Source organism: Achromobacter sp. 2789STDY5608621, from assembly GCF_001299375.1.
Classification (GTDB): Bacteria; Pseudomonadota; Gammaproteobacteria; order Burkholderiales; family Burkholderiaceae_B; genus Achromobacter; species Achromobacter insuavis.
This window is the reverse complement of sequence record NZ_CYTU01000061.1, coordinates 1-23,480: the sequence shown is the minus strand read 5'-3', so window position 1 is coordinate 23,480 and position 23,480 is coordinate 1. Positions and strand designations below refer to the sequence as shown.

General features: G+C 61.6%; 25 protein-coding genes. All 25 read left to right on the top strand.

Features of this window, described 5'->3' with window-relative positions; all coding sequences use genetic code 11:
- Positions 1-3 precede the first annotated feature (3 nt).
- The 25 genes from AOZ53_RS30075 (at position 4) to AOZ53_RS29960 (ending at position 22,856) form a co-directional block, all read left to right on the top strand.
- On the top strand, positions 4-1,692 hold the full coding sequence (locus AOZ53_RS30075; RefSeq protein ID WP_054490657.1) for a type II secretion system protein GspD: 1,689 nt from the start codon (positions 4-6) through the stop codon (positions 1,690-1,692).
- Between the two features lies 1 nt (position 1,693).
- Positions 1,694-3,055 (top strand): hypothetical protein, encoded by a 1,362-nt coding sequence (locus AOZ53_RS30070; protein ID WP_054490655.1) that lies wholly within the window; start codon positions 1,694-1,696, stop codon positions 3,053-3,055.
- Positions 3,039-3,572 carry a hypothetical protein gene (locus AOZ53_RS34550; protein WP_156333580.1) on the top strand — a complete coding sequence of 178 codons (534 nt, stop codon included), beginning with the start codon at positions 3,039-3,041 and terminating at the stop codon, positions 3,570-3,572. Before AOZ53_RS30070 ends, AOZ53_RS34550 begins: the two co-directional genes overlap by 17 nt.
- Positions 3,569-5,362, top strand: coding sequence for an ATPase, T2SS/T4P/T4SS family (locus AOZ53_RS30060; RefSeq protein ID WP_054490651.1), 1,794 nt, complete (start codon positions 3,569-3,571; stop codon positions 5,360-5,362). Before AOZ53_RS34550 ends, AOZ53_RS30060 begins: the two co-directional genes overlap by 4 nt.
- Entirely contained in the window at positions 5,359-6,456 is a 1,098-nt protein-coding gene (locus AOZ53_RS30055; RefSeq protein WP_054490649.1) for a hypothetical protein, read from the top strand. Before AOZ53_RS30060 ends, AOZ53_RS30055 begins: the two co-directional genes overlap by 4 nt.
- A gap of 56 nt (positions 6,457-6,512) precedes the next feature.
- Positions 6,513-7,139: a type 4 pilus major pilin gene (locus tag AOZ53_RS30050; RefSeq protein WP_054490647.1), complete on the top strand. Its 627-nt coding sequence runs from the start codon at positions 6,513-6,515 to the stop codon at positions 7,137-7,139.
- A 67-nt stretch (positions 7,140-7,206) separates the two neighbouring features.
- Positions 7,207-8,484 (top strand): hypothetical protein, encoded by a 1,278-nt coding sequence (locus tag AOZ53_RS30045; RefSeq protein ID WP_054490645.1) that lies wholly within the window; start codon positions 7,207-7,209, stop codon positions 8,482-8,484.
- A 56-nt stretch (positions 8,485-8,540) separates the two neighbouring features.
- Complete coding sequence (locus AOZ53_RS30040) at positions 8,541-9,197, top strand: hypothetical protein (protein WP_054490643.1); 657 nt, start codon at positions 8,541-8,543, stop codon at positions 9,195-9,197.
- A gap of 72 nt (positions 9,198-9,269) precedes the next feature.
- Positions 9,270-9,890 carry a TrbM/KikA/MpfK family conjugal transfer protein gene (locus AOZ53_RS30035; protein ID WP_054490641.1) on the top strand — a complete coding sequence of 207 codons (621 nt, stop codon included), beginning with the start codon at positions 9,270-9,272 and terminating at the stop codon, positions 9,888-9,890.
- Positions 9,891-9,893: 3 nt separating this feature from the next.
- Positions 9,894-10,568 (top strand): lytic transglycosylase domain-containing protein, encoded by a 675-nt coding sequence (locus AOZ53_RS30030; protein WP_054490639.1) that lies wholly within the window; start codon positions 9,894-9,896, stop codon positions 10,566-10,568.
- A 16-nt stretch (positions 10,569-10,584) separates the two neighbouring features.
- Positions 10,585-10,896, top strand: coding sequence for a hypothetical protein (locus AOZ53_RS30025; RefSeq protein WP_054490637.1), 312 nt, complete (start codon positions 10,585-10,587; stop codon positions 10,894-10,896).
- 160 nt (positions 10,897-11,056) lie between these two features.
- Entirely contained in the window at positions 11,057-11,416 is a 360-nt protein-coding gene (locus AOZ53_RS30020; RefSeq protein ID WP_054490636.1) for a TrbC/VirB2 family protein, read from the top strand.
- 2 nt (positions 11,417-11,418) lie between these two features.
- Positions 11,419-11,817, top strand: a complete 399-nt coding sequence (locus tag AOZ53_RS30015; protein WP_082385837.1) for a VirB3 family type IV secretion system protein — start codon at positions 11,419-11,421, stop codon at positions 11,815-11,817.
- Complete coding sequence (locus AOZ53_RS30010) at positions 11,814-14,285, top strand: VirB4 family type IV secretion/conjugal transfer ATPase (protein WP_082385834.1); 2,472 nt, start codon at positions 11,814-11,816, stop codon at positions 14,283-14,285. Before AOZ53_RS30015 ends, AOZ53_RS30010 begins: the two co-directional genes overlap by 4 nt.
- Positions 14,286-14,287: 2 nt before the next feature.
- Positions 14,288-15,010 carry a P-type DNA transfer protein VirB5 gene (gene virB5, locus AOZ53_RS30005; RefSeq protein ID WP_054490633.1) on the top strand — a complete coding sequence of 241 codons (723 nt, stop codon included), beginning with the start codon at positions 14,288-14,290 and terminating at the stop codon, positions 15,008-15,010.
- Positions 15,010-15,906, top strand: coding sequence for a TrbL/VirB6 family protein (locus AOZ53_RS30000; protein WP_054490630.1), 897 nt, complete (start codon positions 15,010-15,012; stop codon positions 15,904-15,906). Before virB5 ends, AOZ53_RS30000 begins: the two co-directional genes overlap by 1 nt.
- A 63-nt stretch (positions 15,907-15,969) precedes the next feature.
- Positions 15,970-16,281 carry a hypothetical protein gene (locus tag AOZ53_RS29995; protein WP_054490627.1) on the top strand — a complete coding sequence of 104 codons (312 nt, stop codon included), beginning with the start codon at positions 15,970-15,972 and terminating at the stop codon, positions 16,279-16,281.
- A gap of 92 nt (positions 16,282-16,373) precedes the next feature.
- Entirely contained in the window at positions 16,374-16,679 is a 306-nt protein-coding gene (locus AOZ53_RS34545) for a hypothetical protein (protein WP_156333579.1), read from the top strand.
- Between the two features lie 304 nt (positions 16,680-16,983).
- On the top strand, positions 16,984-17,679 hold the full coding sequence (locus AOZ53_RS29990) for a VirB8 family type IV secretion system protein (RefSeq protein ID WP_054490625.1): 696 nt from the start codon (positions 16,984-16,986) through the stop codon (positions 17,677-17,679).
- 5 nt (positions 17,680-17,684) lie between these two features.
- The gene (locus AOZ53_RS29985) at positions 17,685-18,260 is read left to right on the top strand and encodes a hypothetical protein (protein WP_054490623.1); all 576 of its coding nucleotides are present in this window, start codon (positions 17,685-17,687) and stop codon (positions 18,258-18,260) included.
- Entirely contained in the window at positions 18,257-19,075 is an 819-nt protein-coding gene (locus AOZ53_RS29980) for a TrbG/VirB9 family P-type conjugative transfer protein (RefSeq protein ID WP_082385832.1), read from the top strand. The genes AOZ53_RS29985 and AOZ53_RS29980 overlap by 4 nt, the downstream gene beginning before the upstream one ends.
- Positions 19,072-20,238 (top strand): type IV secretion system protein VirB10, encoded by a 1,167-nt coding sequence (virB10, locus tag AOZ53_RS29975; protein WP_054490621.1) that lies wholly within the window; start codon positions 19,072-19,074, stop codon positions 20,236-20,238. The genes AOZ53_RS29980 and virB10 overlap by 4 nt, the downstream gene beginning before the upstream one ends.
- An 85-nt stretch (positions 20,239-20,323) precedes the next feature.
- Positions 20,324-21,349 (top strand): P-type DNA transfer ATPase VirB11, encoded by a 1,026-nt coding sequence (gene virB11 / locus AOZ53_RS29970; RefSeq protein ID WP_054490619.1) that lies wholly within the window; start codon positions 20,324-20,326, stop codon positions 21,347-21,349.
- 78 nt (positions 21,350-21,427) lie between these two features.
- The gene (locus AOZ53_RS29965) at positions 21,428-21,700 is read left to right on the top strand and encodes a hypothetical protein (protein ID WP_054490617.1); all 273 of its coding nucleotides are present in this window, start codon (positions 21,428-21,430) and stop codon (positions 21,698-21,700) included.
- 91 nt (positions 21,701-21,791) lie between these two features.
- Positions 21,792-22,856, top strand: a complete 1,065-nt coding sequence (locus AOZ53_RS29960; protein WP_054490615.1) for a helix-turn-helix domain-containing protein — start codon at positions 21,792-21,794, stop codon at positions 22,854-22,856.
- The last annotated feature ends 624 nt before the right edge of the window (positions 22,857-23,480 follow it).

The window sequence follows — 23,480 nt, the reverse complement described above, 5'->3', positions numbered from 1 at the left end:
CCAATGAATCCTTACCGCACTGTACTGGCGACGGTCATGCTAGCCGCGCTGGCCGGCTGCTCGGCCCTGCAGGCCACTGACCGCGTCGAATCCCGCGCCGCGCTGCGCCAGGCCGACGGCACCATCGCGTTGGACCACTTCAAGCTCAAAGCCGGCGACATCGACCGCGCCAAGGGTCAAGTCGTCGAACTGCCCTGGATCGCCGGCCGGCCCCAACCCTTGGCCCGCGAAGTCACACTCCCGCCGGCGCTCAGGGCGAACGTCAATACGACGTTGCTCTTTGAGGACAACTCCGCCGATCTGAAGACTCTGGCCGACAGGATCCAGATGGCCACCGGAATCCTGACGCAGGTGACCGCCGATGCCTTGCTGCCCGCGGAATACTTCTTGCCGCGCCTGGCGGGCGATCTGGGCACGGTGAACCCTGCAAGCCTTGGCTCGACCGCCGCGGACACCCTCGTCCCCGCTCTTATCCCCGGTGCAGCGGTGGAACGCATCGCTGGACCGACGCTGCCCCAAGGTGTGGCACGCACCAAGATGGCGCCGTTGCCGGCCGGCCAAGCGCCCCTTGCTTCGGTCCTGGACGCGATCTCGCTTCGTCTGGGCGTGTACTGGCGGTACGACGACAAGATCGGCGCGCTGCGCTTCTACCGGACCGAAACCAAGAGCTACGTCGTACGCACTCCCACGCAGGCTGCCGAGGAGAACCTGCAGCGCGACATCAAGTCGACCAATTCGATGTTGGCCGACAAAGCCAGCGCGGGCGCGAAGGATGAAGCCCGGGAACTGGCCGCCGTGGTCAGCAAGGTCAGCCAGTTTCTAAGTCGCGCCGGCGTGATCAAGGCCGCAGACGGTGCTTCGAACACGATTGTGGTGACGGACACCAAGGACGCTCAAGACCGGATCAGCGAATTCCTCGACGCTGAAAATCGTCAAATGACTCGCCGCGTTCGCCTGGTCTTCGAAGAGATCACGGTGCAAAGCGATCGTCTAAATCAAGGTGGTGTGGATTGGAAGATCCTCTTCAACAGCCTTGGACGTGAAAACACCGCCTCGGCGGCCGGCGTTGCGCCGTTGCTTGATGCGGCCAAAGCTGCAGGCAGCGTGGGCGCACGGGTTGGAAGCGGCCCCTTCGCTGGGTCGAACCTTGCGCTTTCGGCGCTCTCGCAGCTGGGCTCGATCATCGATCACAAGAGCATTCCGCTCCTGATGCAAAACCGGCGACCGAGCAAGTACGACACGCGCCGCACCTTCGACTACATCAAGGATCTGCAGCAGACCCAGAGCACGTCCGACACCTCGTCCCCCACGGTCACCGTTACGCAGGACTCGAAGACTGTCGGCACGTTTCTCACCGTCGTGCCGGATGCGCAAGATGACGGGCAGGTTCTCTTGACCATTGCGTACGACGACAGCCGGCTCATCGAGATGAAGAAGGAGCCAGTCGGATCCCGCGACGATCAATCGTTTGTCCAGCAGACCGATATCGGCGGGCAAGGCCGGGTGCAGCAGGTGATGGTGCGCCCGGGCGAGCAGGTAGTCATCGGCGGCTATCAACAATCGGCAGACAGCTCGACCAGGCGGCGCCTCGATGACAAGGCACCGATGATTGCCGGCGGATCCGACTCATCGCAGGAAAAACAGATGCTAACGGTCGTCCTGGTGACGGCCATCCCTGAAGAAGGATTCTGACGTGGCACGACGTGAGAAGACCCCGCGGCGGCTGAGTTACCGGCTAGTCGCCATTCCCGGCACATCGAACCAGCTCGTCCTGGGCATGCGGTGGCAGACTATCCTCGGCGAGGATCTGCCAAAGGAAGCGCTGCGCCTGGCGCGCAAGGTGAAGGCCACACACTTTGTACACAGCGATGCCCGCAGCCCTTCCGTCGGGCTTCTCATCGCCAAAGGCAAGGAGCGCCTAGCAAAGACACGCGCGAGCCTGTTCTCGGCGGCGTCCGCATTTGCACAGATGCACCGCCACGGCACCCACATTGTTGCACTCAGTCTGCCAGACAAATCTGTATGGATTGCCGTCACCGTCGCCGGCGTGGTTCAGGCGGGCGGCGACACTGTTATTCCAGACGCCCAAGCGGCGCAACGTGCACTCGATGAAGCACTGGCGCGCTACGGCGAGGCGCAGGTGCACGGAGACTACCTCACGCAATCACTGCCGTTCTCCCTGCAACAGCTCGCCGCTCACACCAACCAGCAGTCGTCCCTGCGCAGGGCAGGATTCAGTCTCGCGATGGTCTCGCCCTTCTGGTGGACCATTCTGGGCCTGTTTCTGGTGTACAAGGTCTGGGACATCGGCATGAGCTATTGGGAGGAGCGGCAAGCACGCATTGCACAGGAAATGCTCGCCGCGCAGCCCGATGTTGACCCCGCGACGCTCTGGAAGAAGGCCATTACGGCGTGGGCAAAGACGGCTCAGACGCTCGGCGAGCCCGGGCTGGCCCCGTTGCTGCAGCAACTGGAGTCCGTGCCGACCGCGCCCGGTCGCTGGAAGCTCGTCGAGGTTGACTGCCAACCCAAGGTTCGCAGCTGCGTAGCGAAGTACAAGCGCACGCGGCTTGCGGACAATCGCACGCTGCACGCAGCCTTGCCGTCGACCTGGAAGATCGCTCATGTCGATCTGGAGAAGGCGAACGCCACATGGACCATCCCAGCGGCGGTGGCAGCTCAGCCCATGGTGCTGGCGGACTTGCCCGACGCAAATGCGATGCGGCAGCTTTGGGAACCGTCCTGGCAGGCGCTGAGCCCGGCACTCGGGGATTTGACGCTCTCACCGCCGGGCCCGGTGCCGATCACGGTGCCGAACATCAAGCTCGCGAACGGGTTGGAACAACCCGTGATCAGGCCCAAGGAAATCAAGCTTCCGGCAACCCGAGCAATCGTCATCAACGCGCCCCTGCGCTCCCTGTACGGCTTGGCGCTTCCCCGTACCTCAGAAGTCACGCAGTTGCAGATGCGCTTTACGCCGGACACCACACCAGGGCTCACGACGAGCGCCTTCGTCACAACGCTCAAAGGAACCATCTATGTTGAATCTCCCTGAACCCAAACGGCGACGTGGGCTCGGCTGGGCCGCCGCTGGCGCAGCGCTCGCGATCGCCGCCCCTCTTTCGGTGTGGGCGCAGATCCCTGTGGTCGGTGCCGGAGTCGACTTCGCCAGCCTGAACCAGGTTATTACCCATACCGTTCAAGAGCTCCTGGAGCTTGACGCCCAGCGCGCACTCGATGAGGAAAAGCGCAAGGCTCAATCCGAAAATGGCGAAGGCGGGCACGTTATCACTTCCGGCCGCTCGCCAGCTGCCCAGGCCACCAAGCCCGACCCTGACGCAGCGCCCGGTGTCGCCCCGCCTCGGCTTCTCGCCATCACAGGCGTCGGCGGGCAGCTGACGGTTCTGGTCGACCAGGCCGGCCGCCGGGCGCATTACCGTGCCGGCCACGCCGAGCCGGTCGCCGGCGCCGACCTCGGACTGCGCCTGCAAGCCGTTTCTCAACCCTGCGCAAGCTTCGTTGACCAGTCCCAGGACGTAGTCACCTATTGCCTTAATCGGGGAACACCATGATCTCAAGCTTCCTTCATTGGGTGCGACGGCTCAACCGCACGGTGCATGTCAGCCTGCGCGAACAGGAGGAGATGCCCGTCCTGGACATGCACGCATCGATGCCGGCTGCCCGCACCAGTGACGCCTACCCGCACATCGATTCCTTCGAAGACATTGCCCAGATGCAGCCGGCGTTCAGGACGCTCAAGGTTGATTGGTGCGGATCGACATCGGCGGTCACCGCATGTGTCGCCGAGCTCGATGGACCGCGCTATGTCGTATTCGTCAAACCGCGCGAACTGGACACGGACATCTTTCGCGCCGTCGAACAACGCGCCATCGACGCCGCCAAGGGCCCGGTCCAGATATACACGATCAACCCGGTCATTCTGCTGACCCTCGTCAGAGAGCGTATGCAGGCCGAAGACGTGATACAGCGGAGCTCCCGGATCAGAGGCCAGAAGGAGAAGTCGGCGGTACGCCAGGGGTTCTACGACATCGTGTCCTGGGCGGTACGCAACGATGCGAGCGATCTGCATCTGAATATCGACACCACGGCCGCGAAATCGCGCATCAGCGCCACAATCGACGGCCAGTACACCACGCCTGAACATCTGGCGATGCCCACGCAGCAACTCCTCGACATGGCCAGCGTTGCCTGGCTGGATGTCAGCGGCGGGAACGGCCTATTCCTTGACATGGCGAACGAGCAACAGGGGCGGCTGTACGAGGTGGTGGACGAGCGCAGCTACATGCTTCGCTGGGGTTCATTCATTGCAGACAAGGGTCCGTCCATCACGCTGCGCTTGCTCGACGTGGACTCCAAGGTGCAAAGGGTGGACATGTCAGCCCTCGGATATCTCCCCTCGCAAATCGCCCAGTTCGAGCGGGCGATGCGCAGCATGGGCGGCGCCATCGCCATGGGCGGCATCCCTGGCTCCGGAAAGACGGTGAGCATTGCCCAATTGATTGTGCGTCTGCCGAGAACGCGCAAGGTCATGTCTATCGAGGATCCCGTCGAACTCATCCTCGAGGCCGTGCTCCAAGCCAGCGTTTCGCGCTCTCTGGATGGCTCCGACCGCGACACGATGAAATCAAAGCTCATGGCGCTCAAGCGAGCGGCCGCGAGTGATGTCTTTCTCGGTGAGATTCGCGATGTGCTCACGGGCGCCGCATTTCAAGACATCGTGCTCTCGGGCAGCAACCTTTACTGCACGACGCACGTGGGAAGTGCGCTTGCCATTCCCCAGCGCTTTGCCTCCAGCGAAATCGGAATACCGCGCAGCACGCTGGGAACCCCTGGCGTTCTGAAGCTGCTCGTTCACCAGGCCCTGATGCCCAAACTGTGCAGCTGCGCCCTTCCCGCCGTGGCTCTCCTTGACGGTGCCCAGGATCGAATGGGCGTCAAACGAGATCGCGGTACATGGCAACAGTATTTGGCGGACATCGAAGCCCTATACGACTTCGGCAGCGATTCGCTCAAGATCCGAAACCCGGAAGGCTGCGAACACTGCCGCAAGAAGGGGATCCCGGAACTCTTCGGCTACGCGAGTCGCACCGCAGTAGCTGAACTCTTCGAGCCCTCTAGTGATCCCGATGCGCTTCGAGCCGTCGCAAACGGCGACGAGATCCGCCTGAGAGCGATCTTCGCCAGCCAGCGCACCGCCCGGTACGACGACCCCGATATGGAGGGCAAGTCCACCATGGAATGCGCCGTCTACAAGATGAGCCAGGGAATGATCGACCCCCGGGACATCGAGCCTCATTTCTCGGCGTTCGCGACCCTTCTACGCCAAAGGAAAAAGGGATGAAGATTCCCTTCTACTTCACGCGGGTCGGCCAGGCCGCCAGCAAGTTCAAGCGTGTCCGTGCGGACTGGTACGAATACTTGGCGGACATTACGGAGGACACTCAGGGTCGACGGACGTTTCTCAGCATTCTTGAAGCTGACGCGCAGCGCTACGGCAAGAGCGCCCGTGGCGTCCTGTCGGCTTACTGGGCGCACCGGATTGTGGAGACGGGCGAGCTTGGCAGGACGCTTCACCGGACACTTCCGCCGCGAGAGGTCGCGGAATTCGTTTCGCTGCAAACCCAAGGGCAAGCGGTCTTCGCGGGCGGGCTGCGCGACATGGCCGCCGTCGTGCGTGTGACGGCCAAGCTTAGGTCAATCCTCGTCGGAACGTTGGCGGTGGCCGCCCTAATGCTGCTGCTGGTATGGGCAATGGTGATGCTCGCGGTCCCCTACCTCACCGCGCCTATGCTGCAAGACGCCATGCCAGACATACGGTTTGAGCTGCTCACTCCATCCACCCAGGCATTCTTCGACATGGCGCAGTGGATTCGGGACAAGGGTATTCGACTGTGGTCGGTATCTATCGCCCTCGGCGTTGCCGTCTATCTCTCGTTCCCCTATATGGACAACCCGCTGCGCCGCTGGCTCGACAAGTGGGGACCGTATCGGCTTTACCGGGACGTTCAAGCGATTGCGGTGGTGAGCACGGCGGCGACTGCCGTAAAACCCCGCGCGGGCAAGGTCATGCAGATCCGTCAAGCGATAGAGCTGCAGTTACCCGGGGCGTCACGTTGGCTTAGCCGTCGGCTTCAGGCTATTCAGAATCGACTCGACGACGGAAAAAAGGGCGCAGCGATATTTGACGTTGGCCTGCTGGATCGCGAGATCTACTGGTATCTCGAAGACCTCACAAACACACTTGGCCCGGACGTGGGCTTGCAGAAGACCCGCGCACGCATGGAGACCACCATCCTCAAGCGCGTTGAAGACCGCGCAAAGGTCCTGCGATGGGCGGCGCTCATTTGCGCCGTCCTCGTCATGGCTGGCCTCTTCTTTTGGCACCAAAGCGTGATCATGGACATGCGCAACGCCTTGATGATCGACGCAATATAGCAACTAGCCACCACGATGGCTCGTGGTGAAAACTCATTCGAACAATCGGATTTCAGATGCAAAAGCACAACATCGCAACCCAGCGCGCCATCCAGCGCGCCACATCTGCGGACCTTCGCCGTCAAGGCGGTTGGACGCTGGCCGAGGTGGGCGTGGTCATCACCATCGTAATCATCCTCGCTATCGTGGGATTTCCCTCGGTGAAGGGCTTTTTTGTTCAAGGTCGGGTCCCTGCGGCGGCTGGCGAGCTGCAGCGGTTCATGTCCACCGCACGAATCATGAGCGAAGGCGACTCGGCCACGCCTTACTCGGCGATCGACAACGCCCAGAACCTGGCGCCGTCGCTGCGGGACTCCACCGTTTTCAAGGTAACCGGAAACACGGTTGCACACCGCCTCGGCGGTACCGGCGTGGGCTCGAACGGGACTATCACTATCGCCCCGGCCGCGCTGGGTGGCGGCGCGGTGGGAAGCGCTTTCTCGCTGACGCTCACGAACGTCAACCATCGCGCCTGCCCCGTTCTCGCCTCCACCTTGAACGGCATTTCGGAGATGATCAGCGTGAACGGCACGGTCGCAAAAACCTTGGGCGCCAACAGTGAGTCGGGGACGTTCAACGCCGTCACCGCCCAAAACCTCTGCGTCAATGGCGACAACAACACCTTCGTCTTCGCCACGCGCTGATTCCCTGGGACTGCGTGAGGGGCGTGCCACCAGCACGCCCGGACGGGCTCTCAACGGAGGCGAACAAATGCAATTAATTCAATTACCGCTGCCCTACCGCGCGCGCACACAGGCAGGCTTCACTCTCGTCGAGATCACGGTCGCCCTACTGCTCGTCATGTTGCTGGCGGTATTCGCGGCGAAGGAAGTCCGACGCAAGGCGGACGAAGGGGCCGCTGAAGCGACCGGCCGTTACCTGATGCAAATCCGGGGCGCGGTGGTCGATCTGCAGTTAAAGCACGAGGCGTGGCTGCGCGGCGAAGACCTCACGGGTCTGCCCGCTGGCTCGTATCCCACGCCGCCAGCCCTCGTCTGGGCCAGCGTGGGAGGCGCGCAAGTCGCGCGGGGCGGGTTGTCCGACCTCACGGCACTAGGGTTGCTGCCAGCGACGATCCCGCGATACCCGAGCCTGGGAGACGTAGCGCGGTTCATTCTGGTCCGACAGGGTACCTGCCCAGGCGCTGATTGCCGTACCAGCGCCTTCGTCTACGCCTGCCATCCCATTAACGCAGCGCGCAGCCTCCGACAAAATGCCGAATGCACACCGCCTGCCGCCAACCGTAGCGTTTTCGACCAAACCCTCTTGAGCAAGGTAGTCCTCGCCGCTGAAGGCTACGGTGGCCACGATGCCCACGGGTCCGCAAATGTACGGGGGCCGTTGATGGACATTCCGCGTGCCTGGTTTGATTTCGGCACGCAACCGGGGCATGCAGTCATCGCTGCAAGTCTGGATGCCACCCCCTTTGCACAGTTCGTGCGGCATGGCGAGACCCGGCCCGTCACGCTGCACAACACGCTGACCGTGGGGGAGACGATCCAGAGCAACAAAGGGCTGCTACTCAACACATCGGTCACGCCTGGTGCGGCCTGCACTGTGGAGGGACTTTACGCATCGACAGCAAACAAGATGCTCGCCGTTTGTACGGGAGGCGTATGGTTTACCCAGACCGGCCATGTCATCACGGGCGTATACAGCGATCTGCCGAACGAGGCGTCAGTGCCCCCGCTCCAATGTCCGGCCGGCTTGAGCCCTTGGCGCCAGGTCGCTCTTCAAGGCGTCGATGCTACCGCTCGCGGTGGCGACGTCAGCATCGCGGGATCAATCGGCGGCAGCATATCGGGCTCCGGCTACGTCAACGCCGCCGGCGCCGTCACCGTCGGCGGTGCGTTCAACGGCACATTCCAGAATGCCGGCTCAAGTTATATACGTGTCGCGCAGCGCGCTTCGATCGCGGCCGACCGTGTTTCCATCTCGCCGGCGGATCCTTCCGCCCGCGCCACGGTCATCCAAGGGTGCAAGCAGTAGTCGAGATTCCCGACTCGCCACCGCCCCTTTCTGCTGTACGTTCATTGGAGAAAGATATGTTCCTCCCCTATTCGAGGGGTACGGGCAAGCTTTGGCTCGCCCTCCTCCTGCTCCTGCCCAGCGCCGGCAATACCACTTCGGCGAACCAGGCCAACGTTGACCTGACCACGAACCTAAACACCCTCGCGGTCCAAATCGGTCAGTCTCCGCCTCTGCCCGCTGGCGGCTGCTGGTCCGGGTACGCCTGGCATACAACCTACGGTGGATGCCGCCGCGCTGACCAGCAATCCGAGACTGCCCAGTGCCCGGCCGGGTATACGGGGAGCCAGGTCCGGTATCGCACGGCGTACATCCTGCAATCGAACCCCAACGACGTGGCATATACGGGCTGGGGAGCGTGGCAGAGCAGTTGTCAGGTGGTGGCGCCGACGTCCGTCAATTTCGAAGTGCTTAAGCGGCCTGGCGGAGTGGACTGCCGCTTTCCCGAGTTCCTCGTTCGCGCCACTTATCCGAACGGATCCCCCGCGAGCGGCATCGGTCTCACCTGGTCGGTTGTGGGCGACGGCGCCATCGACGTCGGGGCAACAACTACGAATGGCAACGGCGAAGCCAGCGCCCGAGGCACGGTCTTTCCGAACATGCAACTGAGAGTCCGCGTCAGTTGGCACGCTTCGGCGGTCGAGATCGTGGGGGTTTGCATCGGCGGGACCTAACGACCGCTGGCGCCACCAGAGCAGGTCCGCCCTTCGTTACCCCCTTCACTAATTTCCTCGGAGGCAGTTTTCATGCAATCTCCACTGCGCCTCGTCGCGCTCTTCGTCTTGACCGTCATTCCAGGCCTGCTTCCTGTTTCCGCCACCGGCATTCCGGGCATGGACATCAAGCCCGACGTCTTGACCGGCGATACCCGCCTGGCGTGCGAAGCAATTCTCTGCCTTTCCAGCGGCTCCCGTCCCAGCGAATGCTCTCCTTCGCTGTCCCACTACTTCGGCATCAAAAAGAAGAAGCTGTCGGACACGCTCAACGCACGCCTCGACTTCCTCGAGCTTTGTCCGGCCTCGGAGGATTCCCCCGCCATGAAGAGCCTGGTGCGGGCGATCTCGAAAGGCGCCGGCCGGTGCGACGCACAATCGCTGAACACCGCGCTCGGATCGTGGTGGGGCGCGAGCGATGGCGGCTATGCCGTGATCAGCGACAAAAGGCCCACGTACTGCAGTGCCTACGCCTCTCACGAATACACCGATTTCGCCGGCGATCTTCCCCGTTATGTCGGCAAGCCGGAAGAGCTTGGTTACTGGGTGGAGGCCCGCGACTACGAGCGCGAACTGGCCAAGTACGAGAAGGCGTTGGCCGAGCGCAAAGCCCGGGAGAAGGATGGCTACGGATATGGATACCAGGGAGACTGACCCATGGACTTTCCGACCCTGGCGCGCCAGTGCGCCCCTGACGTCCATATCAGCACGCTGGCCGCCGTGGTCCGGCACGAGTCCGCGTTCGATCCGCTCGTTATCGGCGTGAACGCCAAGCCCCACCGCAGCATCCGCCCCAGCTCCAAGCAGGAGGCCGTGCGCGAAGTGCGAGATCTCATCGCCAAGGGCGTTGACTTCGACGTGGGGTACGGCCAGATCAACGTCAGAAACTGGAAGTGGCTGGGCGTGACGCCAGAAACGATTTTCGACCCGTGCACGAACTTGGCCTCCGCCCAGCGCGTGCTCGTCGACTGCTACAAGCGCGCCGCGTCCATTCACGGACCCGGTCAGAACGCCTTGTACGCAGCCTTCAGTTGCTACAACACCGGCAACTTTACGAGGGGCTTTTCCAACGGCTACGTCGGCAAGGTGCTGGCCGGCGCGGGGCTGCCGGTGCCGGCGATTGCGCAAGCACCACCACGACAGAAAGACCCACGCGCTGTCCGGAACCAACGGAACGCACAGCCTGCAGCTGATAAGAAGAGTGCCCCCCCGCAGGACGCCTTCGGCCGCGCCCGGCCTGACGCCTTTTCGGCGTCCCGTCCAGACGCATTCTCCCGTGACGACGCTGCCGTGTTCGGTCATCGCGTTCCAATAACCCAACCAACCCGCTAGCTGTGGAGTTGGATCGATGGTCGATATGTTGTGGTTTTCTTTCGGCGCAGCCGTCGCGACGTGGATGGGCTGGATTTGGCGATCCTGGCTTCGCGGCAAGGAACGTCGCAGACGCTCTGCTGCAGAGCAAGTCCTCAAGAGGCACGGGCTGACTCCTCAGTTGTACCTTGCCACTATTGGCGAATACGACACAGATCTGCGCGCAGCTCTCGACGTCTTCGCGCTCAGCGGACACGTCATCACTGACGCCCAAGGTAACGTCATCGGAAAGCTCTGCCCGAGACTCGTCAAAGGACCGCATCTCCGCTTGGTCGTGTCCAACGACTAGCGATGGCCGGTCGTTGCCAAACCCGAAGCCCTACCGCTCCCCCCAGAAGTCGGCGCGTTTAGCAGCTAAACCCCGCGCCCCGGCTTCTCCACACCCACTTTTTCAATATCTTCTGCCCTGTGCCTAGTCGCACGGGTGGCGTCCATATCTGGAGTCTGCAATGCGAATTGCCCCCACTTCCACCGCCCAGTCCTTCCGTCCGTGCCGCTTCAAGCCGGTGGCCGCTCCCCGGCCAACGGCACCGCCCATCCTGGTGTTGGGCTATTTGGCGCTCGCCGTACTGCTGTTCCTGCACCCCGACCCCGCCTTCGCCCAGCTCGAGAAAGGCACGAACGCGCTGCAGAGCTTCAAGGACTGGCTCTGGCTCATTATCCCGATCTGCGCCACCATCGTCGGCGCGCTGATTGGATTGGCGTACTCCTCCGACCTGGTGCGGAAAGACACCGCCATCCAGTGGGGTGTAGGCGTCGTGTTCGCCGGCGCCGTGGTCGGCGGCTTCATCAAGTACTTTTGGGGCTGACCATGCCGACGCCAGGCAACGCCCCGGCGGCGGCACCGGCGGCATCGCCCCACGTTGAACCGTCCAGCGTCCCGCCGAACCGCTACCCTCTCTTCAAGGGCGCCACGCGCGCAGCCACCATCAAGGGTGGCGTCCCCACCCGCGCCTTCGTCGCATTGGTGCTGCTCACTCTCTTTGTCGCCATGTTCACGCTCTGGGGGTGGGCGCTCGCACCGATCCTCTACCCCGTCGTTGCCGTCCTCAGCCGCAACGATGATCGCGCCTTCTGGATCTGGGAACTATGGGTCAAGACCAAGTTCTTCGCACCAAACAAGCGCTTCTGGGGTGCGATCTCGCTCACGCCCTCGCCCTATAGCCAACGCCGGCCCTGGTGCCGGCTGCTCTCTGCCCACCGCCCATGACCCAACTATCGCCCGCGCTGCCCGCCCATGAGCCGGCAGTCAGCCAGTATGTCCCATACTCGCATCATGTCACCGACGCCATCGTTGCCACCCGCGACTGGGAATACCTCAGCGTCTGGCGCATCGATGGGCGCACCTTCCAGGGCTATTCCGAGGAGGAACATTGCCTTTGGATCGAAGAGATCAACAACGTCCTGCGCGGCTGGCCGGCCGGATTCGGCCTGTGGTCTCACCTTGTGCGCCGCTGCGTCTCGGAATACCCCGCGAGCGAGTATCCGGATGCATTCTCGCGCGCCCACGATGCCGCTTACCGAAGCGCATTCGACGGCAAGCCTCCGATGATTAATGAGATGTACCTGACCATCCTGATGCGCGCCCAGGTGGACCCAGCTCTGCGTCTACTCTCGAACTTTGAACGGCGCACTGCCAGCCAGGCCTTGGCCTGGCAAAACCAAGCCATCAGCCACCTGGAGGAGATCAACAAGACGCTGGCCGGCACCCTCAAGCGCTATTCGCCTGAACTGCTCAAGATCGTCGAACGCACGGTCGAAACCGAAGGAGACATCACGGAAGAACGGGCCCTAAACGCACCCGATCGGAAGGCGTTCTTCTCGGAGCCTGCCGAGTTCTTCGGATTCCTGCTCAATGGCAAAATTTCTCCTGTTCCCGTCACCGATGCTCGGCTGTACAACTATCTTCCCACCAGCCGCCAGTTCTTCTCCACGCACGGCGAACAAGCTGAGATGCGCGGCCCCGATTGGACCCGACGCTACGTGATGCTCGAGGTGCGCGAGTATTCCAACAACACCAAGCCGGGACACCTGAACAGCTTACTCAACTTGCCATTCGAATTCGTGCTGTCGCAGTCGTTCGGCTCCATGCCCAAGGCGGAAGGTCTCAAGGCCTTGACCCGACAGATCAAGTGGCTGGAGGACTCTGGCGACTACTCGGCCAGCCAGATTGTGGACCTCAAGAGAGCACGCGATGACCTGTCCTCGGGCAAGTTCGTCATGGGTGATCATCACGCCACCCTGCAGGTGTTTGGCGAGAACAGCGAGCACGCGCTGCGCGCAGCGGCTGAGATCAGCGGCACGCTCGCAAGCAGTGAGATCGTCGCACGTCTGGTTGACCGGGCGCTCATTGCAGGTTGGGCTGCGCAGCTGCCAGGCAACTGGAAGTGGCGCCCGCGCCCCTGCCCGATCACGTCGCTGAACTTTCTTTGTTTCTCGTCGATGCACAACTACCTCTACGGCAAGCCCGCAGGCAACCCCTGGGGACCGGCCGTGACGATGCTCAAGACGACGGGGGGTACACCGTATTACATGAACTTCCACGCGTCATTGGAAGAGACCGACGACACCGGTAAACGGCGCTTGGGCAATACATCGCTCATCGGGAAGTCCGGCACCGGGAAGACCGTGATGCTGGGCCACTTGATCTCGCAAGCGCGCAAATTCGGCTATACCGGGGCAGTCTTTGACAAGGATCGAGGCATGCAGGTGGCAATCCTACAGATGGGCGGCAGGTACTTTCCAATGCACATGGGTACGCCCACCGGCTGGAACTACCTGCAACTCGAGCCGACGGCGAAGAACATTGCCTTCATGGTCACAATGACCAAGCAGTTGGCCGTCGACGGCGAGCAGGCTGCGACCATGAGCGAGCAAAAACAGATCGAGGCCGCCGTCCAGAAGCTCGTAAGCTTCTTGCCGCGGTCTCAAAGACGTCTATCCACGCTCCTTCAGTTTTTGCCGGCCGCCCCTTCTGAAGGTGCCACGCTCAGCCTGCGCGAGCGCCTGCAGCGCTGGTGCGTGGGCTATGCCAACGGCTGGCTCCTGGACAACGAGACAGATCAGCTTGATCTGTCGGTCACGAACCTTTTCGGATTTGATCTGACCGAGTTTCTTGACTACGACGAGATCCGGGATGCGGCCATAACCTATCTCCTCTACCGCACAGAACAGATGGTCGATGGCCGACGCTTTGCATACTTCTTCGATGAAGTGCAGCACCCCCTTAGGGTGCCGTATTTCCAGTGGTTCATGCAAAACGTGAGCCGCACTATCCGCAAGAAGAATGGTGTCTTCGTCTACGCCACCCAAGAGCCAGAAGCCGTCAGCGAAATCCCCGTGGGGCGCTCCATGATCCAGCAGTCGGCTACGCAGATGTATCTACCTAATCCCGAAGCCACGGCAGCCACTTACATAGACCAGTTCAAGCTCACGCCTGCCGAATTCAAGCTGGTAAAGGAGCTGGGCGAATTTAGTCGCCAGTTTGTCGTCAAGCAAGGTGGCTCGAGTGTCACTGCCACATTGGATCTTTCGACGTGCCCCGATTCGATCCTCGTTTTCTCCGGGTCGGCCGACATGGCCGAACTCGCAGATCAAGCGATCGTAGCGCGTGGCGGCGACCCCGAACAGTGGTTGCCTCTTTACCTCTCTCTCGCCCGCGAGGCGACAAGGAATTGAACATGCCTACCCTGAAATCCTCCCTGCGAAGCGCAAGCGTCCTTATCCTCTGCGGCACCCTGGCCACGACGGCGCCGGCGCATGCGAGCGGCATCCCTGTCGTTGATGGCGCGTCCATCGCCGATCGGGCCATCAAGCATGCCGAAACTATCGCAAAGTCCGCGGAACAGATCGCCGTGCTGAAGGACCAACTTGACAGTCAGCGCCGTCAGCTCGAATCTCTAACGGGCGTTCGCAATCTGGGCGACATCCTCAATAACCCTGCGATCAGGGAGGCTCTGCCCGAGGATGCGCGCCAGGTGCTGCGCAAAGCAAACGTAGGAGGCGGCGACTTTGGAGAAGTCCTGAAGCGGATCGAGCGTGAAGAGCGTTTGACCGGCAACTACGAGACCGACCGGAAGAACTTGGACACCCGCGCAGAGAATCTGACGTTGCGCAGCCAAGCTCTCATGGAACAAACGCAGAAGGCGATGACCGCGCGCATGACGCAGGTCAGCAAGCTGCAGGCCCAAATCAATCAGACAGAGGATCCGAAGGCCATTGCCGATCTGCAGGCGCGTCTACTGGTTGAGCAGGCCAATATCCAGGTCGACCAAAGCCGCGCCGATGGTCTTCAACGCCAGTTGCAAGCCGAACAGGCCCTGATGGAAGCGCAGGCCGACAAACTGGCCGCGAGTGCGTTTAGCATCGACGCGATCCGCGCGCCGCTGCCGGGAGTACGGTAATGGCCGCCCCGACGACTGGTGTCCAACTCTTTAGCCTAGGGTGGATCGCTGACTGGATCGACAAGTCGATCACCACGATGCTTACCGATGTCGTCACGCCGCTGGTGGCATCGGTCACCGAGAAGATAATGCCGGTCGTCGGGTTGGGATTGTCGATCGCGCTGATCTGGTACGGATGGCTCATCATGAACGGCACCATCCAGACGCCGATTCTGCAAGCCACCCGAAAGCTCGTGAGCATTGCTGTCATAGTAGGAATCGCTGGCGCTGGTGGGCTGTATCAGAGGCAGATCGCCGGCGTCATGCTCGACCTTCCCACTGATGTGGCCAAGATTTTCACTGGAACCATCAAGACACCAGCACAGATCATGGACGATGCGGCAAACAACGGCACCGAGATCAGCACCCGGCTACAGGAGCGCGCGCCTACCGGTTTGAAGAACATCGGAAAGGCCTTTGTCTTCATGCTGATTGCCCTGATCATCACGATCATTTCATCCATCATGAGCGCCATCGGCATGATCGTGCTTATCACCGTAAAACTCGGGATGGGGCTTGTGGTCGTTCTTGGCCCCTTATGCATCCTTGCGCTCCTGTTCGAAGTGACCAAGGATTTCTTCAAATATTGGCTTGCCCAGGCCGCCTATTACGCTATCTATGCGGGCCTCTTCATGGTGGTCTTTATGTTCATCATGGGTATGTTTGGAATGTTGCAGAAAGGGCTTCTGGACACGACGAATGCCGATCAGATAAACGTCTTTGGCATGCTGACCGCACTGATCTTTTTCATGATGTGCGCACAGCAAATGCTCGCGCAGGTCTCCATGATCGCTTCGAAAATAACGAATGGTGCTGGTAATGGGGTTTCCGTTCCTTTCCTGGGAAAGATCGGCTAACATATTTTTGCCATCTGGATTTCAGTGTGTTTGCACACAATGAAATCCGATTTTGGAGATGTGATGATTGACCGTCTGTATGGACCAAGCAGCGCTATCGTGAAGATGCTTGAAGGTCGTTTTGTGAAGATCGAAGCCCACGATGTGTCAGACTCGGAAAGTGCGGACTTGCTCTGGCTGGAGTCAACGCCAGAGGATGCCTTTTCGGAAGGAGATGTGCTCAAGATCAGCCCAGCCACCAACGACCAGGCCCTGTGGTTCGCCGCTTTGGACTCTGCATACAGGTTCGGCGGATGGCCTACCTCTTGGAGCATGACTGGCTCGTCGGACGAAATCGTCTCAGGGGTCCAGGAGGCACTCGACGCAATCGGGTAAGGCGTGCGGTTGAACACACTCAAATACGGATACCCCATTTTTTAGCCCGTCAGCTGCAACTAACCTAGTAGTAAGTTCTGCGAGAACATCTCATGAATCCGATCACTCCGCTGGGCAAGCCGTTGAGACAACAGCCAGTTCCGGGTGCCGATGTACCACTCAGCCTCACAGCTACGCGCCACGTCGAAGAGCCCGTCACCGCTCTGCAATGGGTGAGCGTGGCGCGCGCGACGTGGAACTGGATATTGCGTCCTCTGTGGTACATCTTCATAAAATGGCCACTGCAGTTGTTGGTGGTGCCTTCAAGCAGATCCACGTCGGATGACGACGAGCCTGATTGGCTCAAACGTCACAACGACGAAGTCAGCCAAAGAAGGGTTAGGGAAAGCAAGTGGTGAACCACACGCTTTTATCATCACCATCTTCCCGCTAAAAGGCACGGCACTCGCCGTGCCTTATTCATTGTGACGCGCACATCCGTGCCGCCGGCCCAACAGCCATAACCGTCCCACTCGCAGGCGCCACCTCGGCAGCGCCTCGGCGCCCGAACTGATTCCGGCGCTCGCCAGCTATCCACCTCCCCCACCTTTCTCCACGGAGAACCGATGAAGCTCGCCATACTGGCCGCGCTCGCCGCGGCTCGCCCCTTGTCGTTCGTAATCCCCCCACGCTCCACCAACATCCCGTTCGCGGGAGGCTCGCATGCCCACTGATGACCCGAAGCTTTCAATCCAACAAGAACTCGACCGCAAGCGGGGTTTGGAACGAGATCTCCTCACCGAGTTCCTCACCTCAAGGCGCAACGCCTGGCGCATGGCTACCGGCGCGATGTTGTTCGCCATCCTGGCCGCGGGCGCGCTGATTTCGATCCTTCCACTCAAGGAAGCCCCGCTGCCATACGTGGTGCGCGTGAACGACGCTACTGGCGAGATCGAGCATGTCACCCAGTTGGGCAATGGCAAGGAAGATTATGGCGAACGCATCGCACGGTTCTTCATTCACCAATATGTACTGGCCTGCGAAGGCTACGACTGGAACACCATTCAGAACAACTACGACCGCTGCGGCCTCTTTAGCGCGCCGGACGTCCAGCGAGCGTACTACGCCAAATTCCAGGACAACGCGAATACGGGATACGAAGCTCTGGACACCCGCTACGGCAAGCACACGCGAATCGTCGTTAACGTGCGCAGTATCTCGCTGGGCCCAAACCATAGCGCCACTGTGCGCTTCACGCGCCGTCTAGAGGGCTCTGATACCAATCAAAAGCCCGAGCAGCTGATCGCCACACTGGCCTATCGCTATGTGAACACTCCTCTAACCGAGAGCATCGGGCGCGACAACCCCTTGGGCTTTCAGGTCATCACCTACACCACAGATGTGGAAACGCTGAGGTAATCGCTATGAACAAAGAGCAAATCAACGAACTGGCCAGCCGTCTGGAGAACGCACGCGGTCTGACCAACACCGAACGCGCAGCGCTCCTTCGCGACCTAGAACGGTATGCGAAGACCGATCTTTACGGTGCGGCGCGTCTTGCCAAGGACCACCTCCACAAAGAAGCCGACCTGCGCTTGCCCACGATCATCATGGCCGCAGATCGCATCGGAAAGCATTTCGAGGAGCGCTTCCGCGAAGCGCGCCGGCCGGTGGAACTCTACGGCGAGCAGGACCGCCAGATCCGGCAGCCCGAAGATGGCCGCGAGTACCGCGGGCCCGTAGTGGGCACCACGCCAAACTGCCTGATCCAGCTGGATCGTGACACGGGCGACCTGATTGTGCATGCACGCGGTACGCTGAACCGCTCGTTCGAGCTGAACGGCAACGAGGAGTCGCTGGCCATTAGCTATCCCTTCAAAGCGGTCGGCGGTGTGGGGCTCGTTCGTGACGCGGACCACGACAAGCAAGCCGGAATGGAGACGCAGCACTTACACCAGCGCCATCGTGACCACAGCCACGGAATGGAACACAGCCGATGAGAACTCGCATTCACTGCGCCGGGGTGGCGGCGCTCGCTCTCGCCTTGTGCGTGGCTGCACCGCCGGCAGCGGCGCTCGACCGGCCGCAATCATCGCCCAAGGACCAGCGTATCCGGTGGACGGACTACGATCCTGCCGATGTCGTACAGATCGACACAACCCTCGGAGTGGCCACGCAGATCCAGCTGACTGACGACGAGGATTACGTTACACACGCCTTTGGCGATTCCGCAGCTTATGACTTCCAGCAGATCGGCAAGCACCTTCTGCTAAAGCCTATCGTGGAGCAAGCCGATACAAACCTCGTCTACATCACCACAAAGCGCAACTACTCATTCCTGCTGAAATACGCCAAGCAACGCAATGGCCGAGAAGTGTTCCGCGTCGTTCTGCGCTATCCGGAAACTGATCGCACAAAATCGGCGGCGCAGGCCGACCGGGAGCGGATCCAGCAGGACCTGGCCGCGGGCGAACTCGCCATCAACTGGCAGAACTACACCATGAGTGGCGACACGGATATCGGCCCCGAGGCGGCTTGGGACGACGGTGCGCAGACCTGGCTGCGTTTCGCTCCCGGTCAAGACCTGCCCACTGTGTACTTCGTCGATCCGGACGGAAATGAAGTCATCACCAACCGGCACATGGATGGTGATCGCACGATCGTCCTACAACGTACGGCCTCACGCTGGCATTTGCGCCTTGGCCAGAAGGTGTTGGCCATCCACAACGATGGACGCACCACGACACGCACTTTGCCTACTGGCACGGTCTCGCCAACCGTCGAACGGGTGCTGCGTGAGGAGCCATTACCATGAAATTCTTCAAGCGCAAACGCGACGCTTCGGAGCCGGTGGACGCCGTCGCTGAGATCGAGCGGCAGCAGGCCCGGATCGAGGCGCGGGGTAGACCGGACTTGCAGGGCGCGGTCAAACCGCGCGCGCCTGGCGCAAAAGCGTTCTTTATGTTGTTGCTGCTCATGGCACTCATGATCGCGGGGTCGCTGTTCTGGCGGTGGATGAACGCACCTGGTCAGCCCGACTCCCGCTCCCCCGCTGAGTTGCCGGCACGCATCGAGAGCATTCTGCCCGGCCTCAAACTGCGCAGTCACCCGGACCCCGCCTCCGCTTCCCCCCCGCCACCGCCGCCTGCCGATTCAGCGCCAGCAACGGGCGCCGTGCCAGAGCCGCCGCCTGGCCAGAGCAAGACTGACAAGTTCGTCATGGTGGATCCGGTGGCGCAGAGACGGCTATCCAGTGGACTGCAAGCTACAAAGAACGGGCAGCAGCAGCGCGCCAACACCGCAACGTCCGCCCCAAATGCCCGCGAAGCCGACAGTGGTCCCATGGCCGAGCGCCTCAGGCCCATGAAGCTCAATGCGGCACGAGCGAGCACGCTCGGCAACCGGGACATGCTCGTGACTCAAGGCACCATGATCGACTGCCTGCAGGACACGAGGTTTGTAAGTGCGCAGGCCGGCATGATCACCTGCTATGCCCCCCACGATGTCCGCTCGACCAGTGGACGTGTTGTGCTGATCGATGCCGGCACGAAGTTTGTTGGGTATCAGCAAGGTGTTCTGGCCCAGGGCCAGCCCCGCATCGGTGTAGTGTGGTCCCGGCTAGAAACGCCCAAGGGCGTCGTGATCCATCTGGATTCACCCGGCACAGGGCCTCTGGGCGAAGCCGGTCTGGACGGTCACATCGACACCCACTTTGCCGAGCGGTTCGGCGGCGCCATCCTGGTGAGCCTCATTGGTGACCTGGGACGCTGGGCTTCGTCTCGAGGTAGTAACGATAGCGGGTCGATTCGCTTTGACTCGACCGGAGATGCTGCCCAGAGCGCCGTCACCACCGTACTGGAGAACTCGATCAATATTCCGCCCACCCTGTACCGCAACCAAGGTGGCCGGATCGGGATCTACGTCGCCCGGGATCTGGATTTCAGTTCGGTCTACGACCTCCGCCCGCTGGCCCAATAGCCTGCTGGGTTGGTTCGTCATTTCTCCGACTCGCTTGTCCGAGTCTTCCGCGAGGGGGCCGGACCGGCCTCCTCATTTCACTCTCATGAACGACTTCCCCTCCACCACCGCCGGCCCGGCAGTGGCGAACGACATCGCGCTGCGTCAGATGATGCGGCCAATCTCCCGATACATGGCCGAAGACCTGGTCCGCGAAGTCACCATCCCCCGGCCGGGCCTCATCCTGGCGCGCCGTTGGGGGCAATGGCAACACAGTGAAGACGCATTGCTGACGTACGACTACCTTCAGGCGCTGGTATCCGCGATGGCGAGTTTTAACAGCGTCAACTTCTCGTCCATCATGTCGCTCCTGATGCCCGACGGTGAGCGCGCCCAGGTCGCCCAGCCGCCTGCTGTCATTGGCGGCACGCTGTCCATAAACATCCGCAAGCACGCCAACCTGGTCAAGACATTGACCGAACTGAGCGACGACGGAGCTTTCAACAGCTGGGTCAATGTCAGCCCCTCGCCGGCACCGCGCGACCTGCTCTCCGCACTGGATCGCGAGCTGCTGGATCATTTGGAGCGTCGCGACATGTTGAGCTTTCTGACTCAGGCCGTGCTCGGACGCAAGAACATCATCGTCTCCGGCAAAACCGGCTCTGGCAAAACCACTTTTGCTCGGAGCTTGATCGAGTGCGTGCCAACCACGGAACGCCTGCTCACTGTCGAGGATGTCCACGAGCTGATTCTGCCCAACCACGAAAACAAGGTACACATGATCTATGGTACCGGCGCCGGTCGCATCTCAGCGACGGACTGCATCGCGGCCGCCATGCGCAGCTCGCCTGATCGCATTTTCTTGTCGGAGCTGCGTGGACCTGAAGCATGGGACTATCTAAGCGCCCTGAACACAGGCCACCCGGGGTCGGTCACCACGACCCATGCAAACAGCGCCGCTGACACATACAGGCGCGTGGCGCTGCTGGTAAAGCAGTCCATTGCTGGAAACTCGTTGGATGTCCCGACGATTCTGCAGTATCTGCGTTCGACGCTGGATATCTCGCTCTATTTCGCGGACTACAAGCTCGTCGAGGTGTACTTCAACCCCGGCCCTACTACCGGGCTGTGATCTCCCCAGCCACGTCAGTTTCCTTTGCTGCAGTCGACACTGTCGTTGGCTGAGCGCCTACTTTTGCCGGAGACTTCCATGATCCAAGCGACCTCCCAGGGCGGCGCGCAGGAAGCGCGTACCCGCATGGCCTACAAAATCATGCAGCAGGTCTACCAAGACGGCCAGGCCAAAGGTCTGCCGCTCGACCAGATTCATCTGGCCATTCGCGATGCCTATCCCTGGGGCGAACGTCGCGCCTGGCCCTACAAGGCCTGGCTGCTCGCGCGCCGCGAATTCTACGAAAAGCACGGTCTTCCCCTGCGGCCGCGAACCTCCATAGCCGAGTCTGTGCAGGAGGGCCGCACGTGATCGGCCCGAGACGAACCAATTCATTACCCGGTAAAAACCTCCTGCTGTACAAGGGGCGACCATGAGTGTCGAAGCATGCAAATGGGCCAGAATGGCCGACGTCCAAAAGTCAACGTCCAAGCTTGTACTCTTGAGCCTGGCCCAACTCGTGCGCTATGACGCCCAGGATTGGACGGTATTCGCCTCCATTGAGTACCTCGCGAAAGTCACGCACTTGAACCGCAAGACCGTCATTGAGGCTCTGGCCAGGCTACGCCAGTTGGGGGCAATCCAGGATACCCTCATGCGCGCCGGCGAGAATCGCAGCAGCGTTGTCTATCGTTTGTGCCCGAACGCCGTCCCGCGCATCGACATGACCACGTCGGCGCATCAGGCGGACTTTCAACCCCCCGTTGTGGGCCGCCAGCCGGGGTTGGAATTCGACGCATCCTCGCCGCATTCTGGCCAGGCTTCGGGCGACAATACTGGCATGGCTGCCAATGCTGTCCACCCAGCCTTGTCAAGTGAGCCTGCAACCGCACCCTCGGTCGATGTCATGGCTGACCAGGATGGTGCGCTTGGAGCGAGCACCACGGCAGCCCACGCCGGCACGACGATGCCGGTTGCTGCCCCTGTCGCTCCCGAAGCACATCTGCCGCCGCCAGTCGTGCCCGCTATAGCCGCTGCATCCCTCACCGAGCCAACCTTGCTCAGCCCCCCGAACGCTGGATCCGCAGGACCTGCAACGTCTGCGCAAATGCAACGCGCATCCATGCATAGCCAGCGGCGCCGATCGTCTTCGGCCATATACGGCGGCGCAGGCGCCTCCCGCCTGCCCGCAGGCTGGAGCCTTCCAGCGAAGTGGCGGTTGTGGACACAACGCGAACGTCCGCACTGGCCCGCCGAGAAGATCGATGCCATGGCCACCACCTTCAGCGCGTATATGCGGTCGCGGCCGGGCGAAGCCGGCATGTCGGAAGACTGGTTTGAATCCTGGCGCCTTTGGGTCTTCCGCGAATGGGACAAGCAGTCTTCCTCGCGCAAATCATGGCAGAGTAGTTGGACGGGCATCGTGGCCAAGGGGAAGGAGCTCGGACTCGAGCAATCTCCCAACGAGCCGCCACCCGACTTCAAAGCCCGGGTATTTCGCGCCGCGGGTCTTGCGCCACCGCATTGACTGATTATCCACAGCCAGTGCCGATTTTCACGCTAGTTCCAAATTTGGGCTTAGCCCGAATCTGTTCCTCTCCCGTCCCAGTTTCGGCCTGTGCCAGTCCCGAAAACGGTGTTTTGCCAGTACCGAAAACGGGCCTCAATAGGTATATATAGGTTTTATAGGTTTGAAAGAGGGTCGCGCGCGGGACGTCCGCCGCGGATTGACCGCCGATCCGCCTACCCTCCGGTCGCTACGCTCCCTTCGCCCCGCCGCCTGCGGCGACGGCCTGAAACCCTTAGCTTTAGTCCCCCTTCCCGCCGGCGCTACGCCCCGCCGGGTGGGGGAACGGTACCCCCCCGTGGCGCAGGCGGGCCGGACGCCCGCCGCGCCCTTGCCGGTCACCGCCCTGCAAATTGACACCGCCAGCCGCTGACACAGGTGCTTCCACCCCATTCCTGCACCGGCGCGGCATGGATCCAATAGCAAGCGTCCCCACCCGTCGGTTAACCCGTCCGCCGGGCGGGGATGGATAGCCCCCAAAAGCGCGGGGGCTTGCTGCCCCCCTGGCCGGCCGCCTGTCGGCGTCCGCGCTTCCGACCCCCCGGGGAACCGCAACGGTTCCCCCGCGCCCGCCACGCGGGCGCG

Coding starts and splice junctions, on each gene's coding strand:
- AOZ53_RS30075 (WP_054490657.1), top strand. CDS start 4: ATGAATCCTTACCGCACTGTACTGGCGACGGTCATGCTAGCCGCGCTG.
- AOZ53_RS34550 (WP_156333580.1), top strand. CDS start 3,039: ATGTTGAATCTCCCTGAACCCAAACGGCGACGTGGGCTCGGCTGGGCC.
- AOZ53_RS30060 (WP_054490651.1), top strand. CDS start 3,569: ATGATCTCAAGCTTCCTTCATTGGGTGCGACGGCTCAACCGCACGGTG.
- AOZ53_RS30055 (WP_054490649.1), top strand. CDS start 5,359: ATGAAGATTCCCTTCTACTTCACGCGGGTCGGCCAGGCCGCCAGCAAG.
- AOZ53_RS30050 (WP_054490647.1), top strand. CDS start 6,513: ATGCAAAAGCACAACATCGCAACCCAGCGCGCCATCCAGCGCGCCACA.
- AOZ53_RS30045 (WP_054490645.1), top strand. CDS start 7,207: ATGCAATTAATTCAATTACCGCTGCCCTACCGCGCGCGCACACAGGCA.
- AOZ53_RS30040 (WP_054490643.1), top strand. CDS start 8,541: ATGTTCCTCCCCTATTCGAGGGGTACGGGCAAGCTTTGGCTCGCCCTC.
- AOZ53_RS30035 (WP_054490641.1), top strand. CDS start 9,270: ATGCAATCTCCACTGCGCCTCGTCGCGCTCTTCGTCTTGACCGTCATT.
- AOZ53_RS30030 (WP_054490639.1), top strand. CDS start 9,894: ATGGACTTTCCGACCCTGGCGCGCCAGTGCGCCCCTGACGTCCATATC.
- AOZ53_RS30025 (WP_054490637.1), top strand. CDS start 10,585: ATGGTCGATATGTTGTGGTTTTCTTTCGGCGCAGCCGTCGCGACGTGG.
- AOZ53_RS30020 (WP_054490636.1), top strand. CDS start 11,057: ATGCGAATTGCCCCCACTTCCACCGCCCAGTCCTTCCGTCCGTGCCGC.
- AOZ53_RS30015 (WP_082385837.1), top strand. CDS start 11,419: ATGCCGACGCCAGGCAACGCCCCGGCGGCGGCACCGGCGGCATCGCCC.
- AOZ53_RS30010 (WP_082385834.1), top strand. CDS start 11,814: ATGACCCAACTATCGCCCGCGCTGCCCGCCCATGAGCCGGCAGTCAGC.
- virB5 (WP_054490633.1), top strand. CDS start 14,288: ATGCCTACCCTGAAATCCTCCCTGCGAAGCGCAAGCGTCCTTATCCTC.
- AOZ53_RS30000 (WP_054490630.1), top strand. CDS start 15,010: ATGGCCGCCCCGACGACTGGTGTCCAACTCTTTAGCCTAGGGTGGATC.
- AOZ53_RS29995 (WP_054490627.1), top strand. CDS start 15,970: ATGATTGACCGTCTGTATGGACCAAGCAGCGCTATCGTGAAGATGCTT.
- AOZ53_RS34545 (WP_156333579.1), top strand. CDS start 16,374: ATGAATCCGATCACTCCGCTGGGCAAGCCGTTGAGACAACAGCCAGTT.
- AOZ53_RS29990 (WP_054490625.1), top strand. CDS start 16,984: ATGCCCACTGATGACCCGAAGCTTTCAATCCAACAAGAACTCGACCGC.
- AOZ53_RS29985 (WP_054490623.1), top strand. CDS start 17,685: ATGAACAAAGAGCAAATCAACGAACTGGCCAGCCGTCTGGAGAACGCA.
- AOZ53_RS29980 (WP_082385832.1), top strand. CDS start 18,257: ATGAGAACTCGCATTCACTGCGCCGGGGTGGCGGCGCTCGCTCTCGCC.
- virB10 (WP_054490621.1), top strand. CDS start 19,072: ATGAAATTCTTCAAGCGCAAACGCGACGCTTCGGAGCCGGTGGACGCC.
- virB11 (WP_054490619.1), top strand. CDS start 20,324: ATGAACGACTTCCCCTCCACCACCGCCGGCCCGGCAGTGGCGAACGAC.
- AOZ53_RS29965 (WP_054490617.1), top strand. CDS start 21,428: ATGATCCAAGCGACCTCCCAGGGCGGCGCGCAGGAAGCGCGTACCCGC.
- AOZ53_RS29960 (WP_054490615.1), top strand. CDS start 21,792: ATGGCCGACGTCCAAAAGTCAACGTCCAAGCTTGTACTCTTGAGCCTG.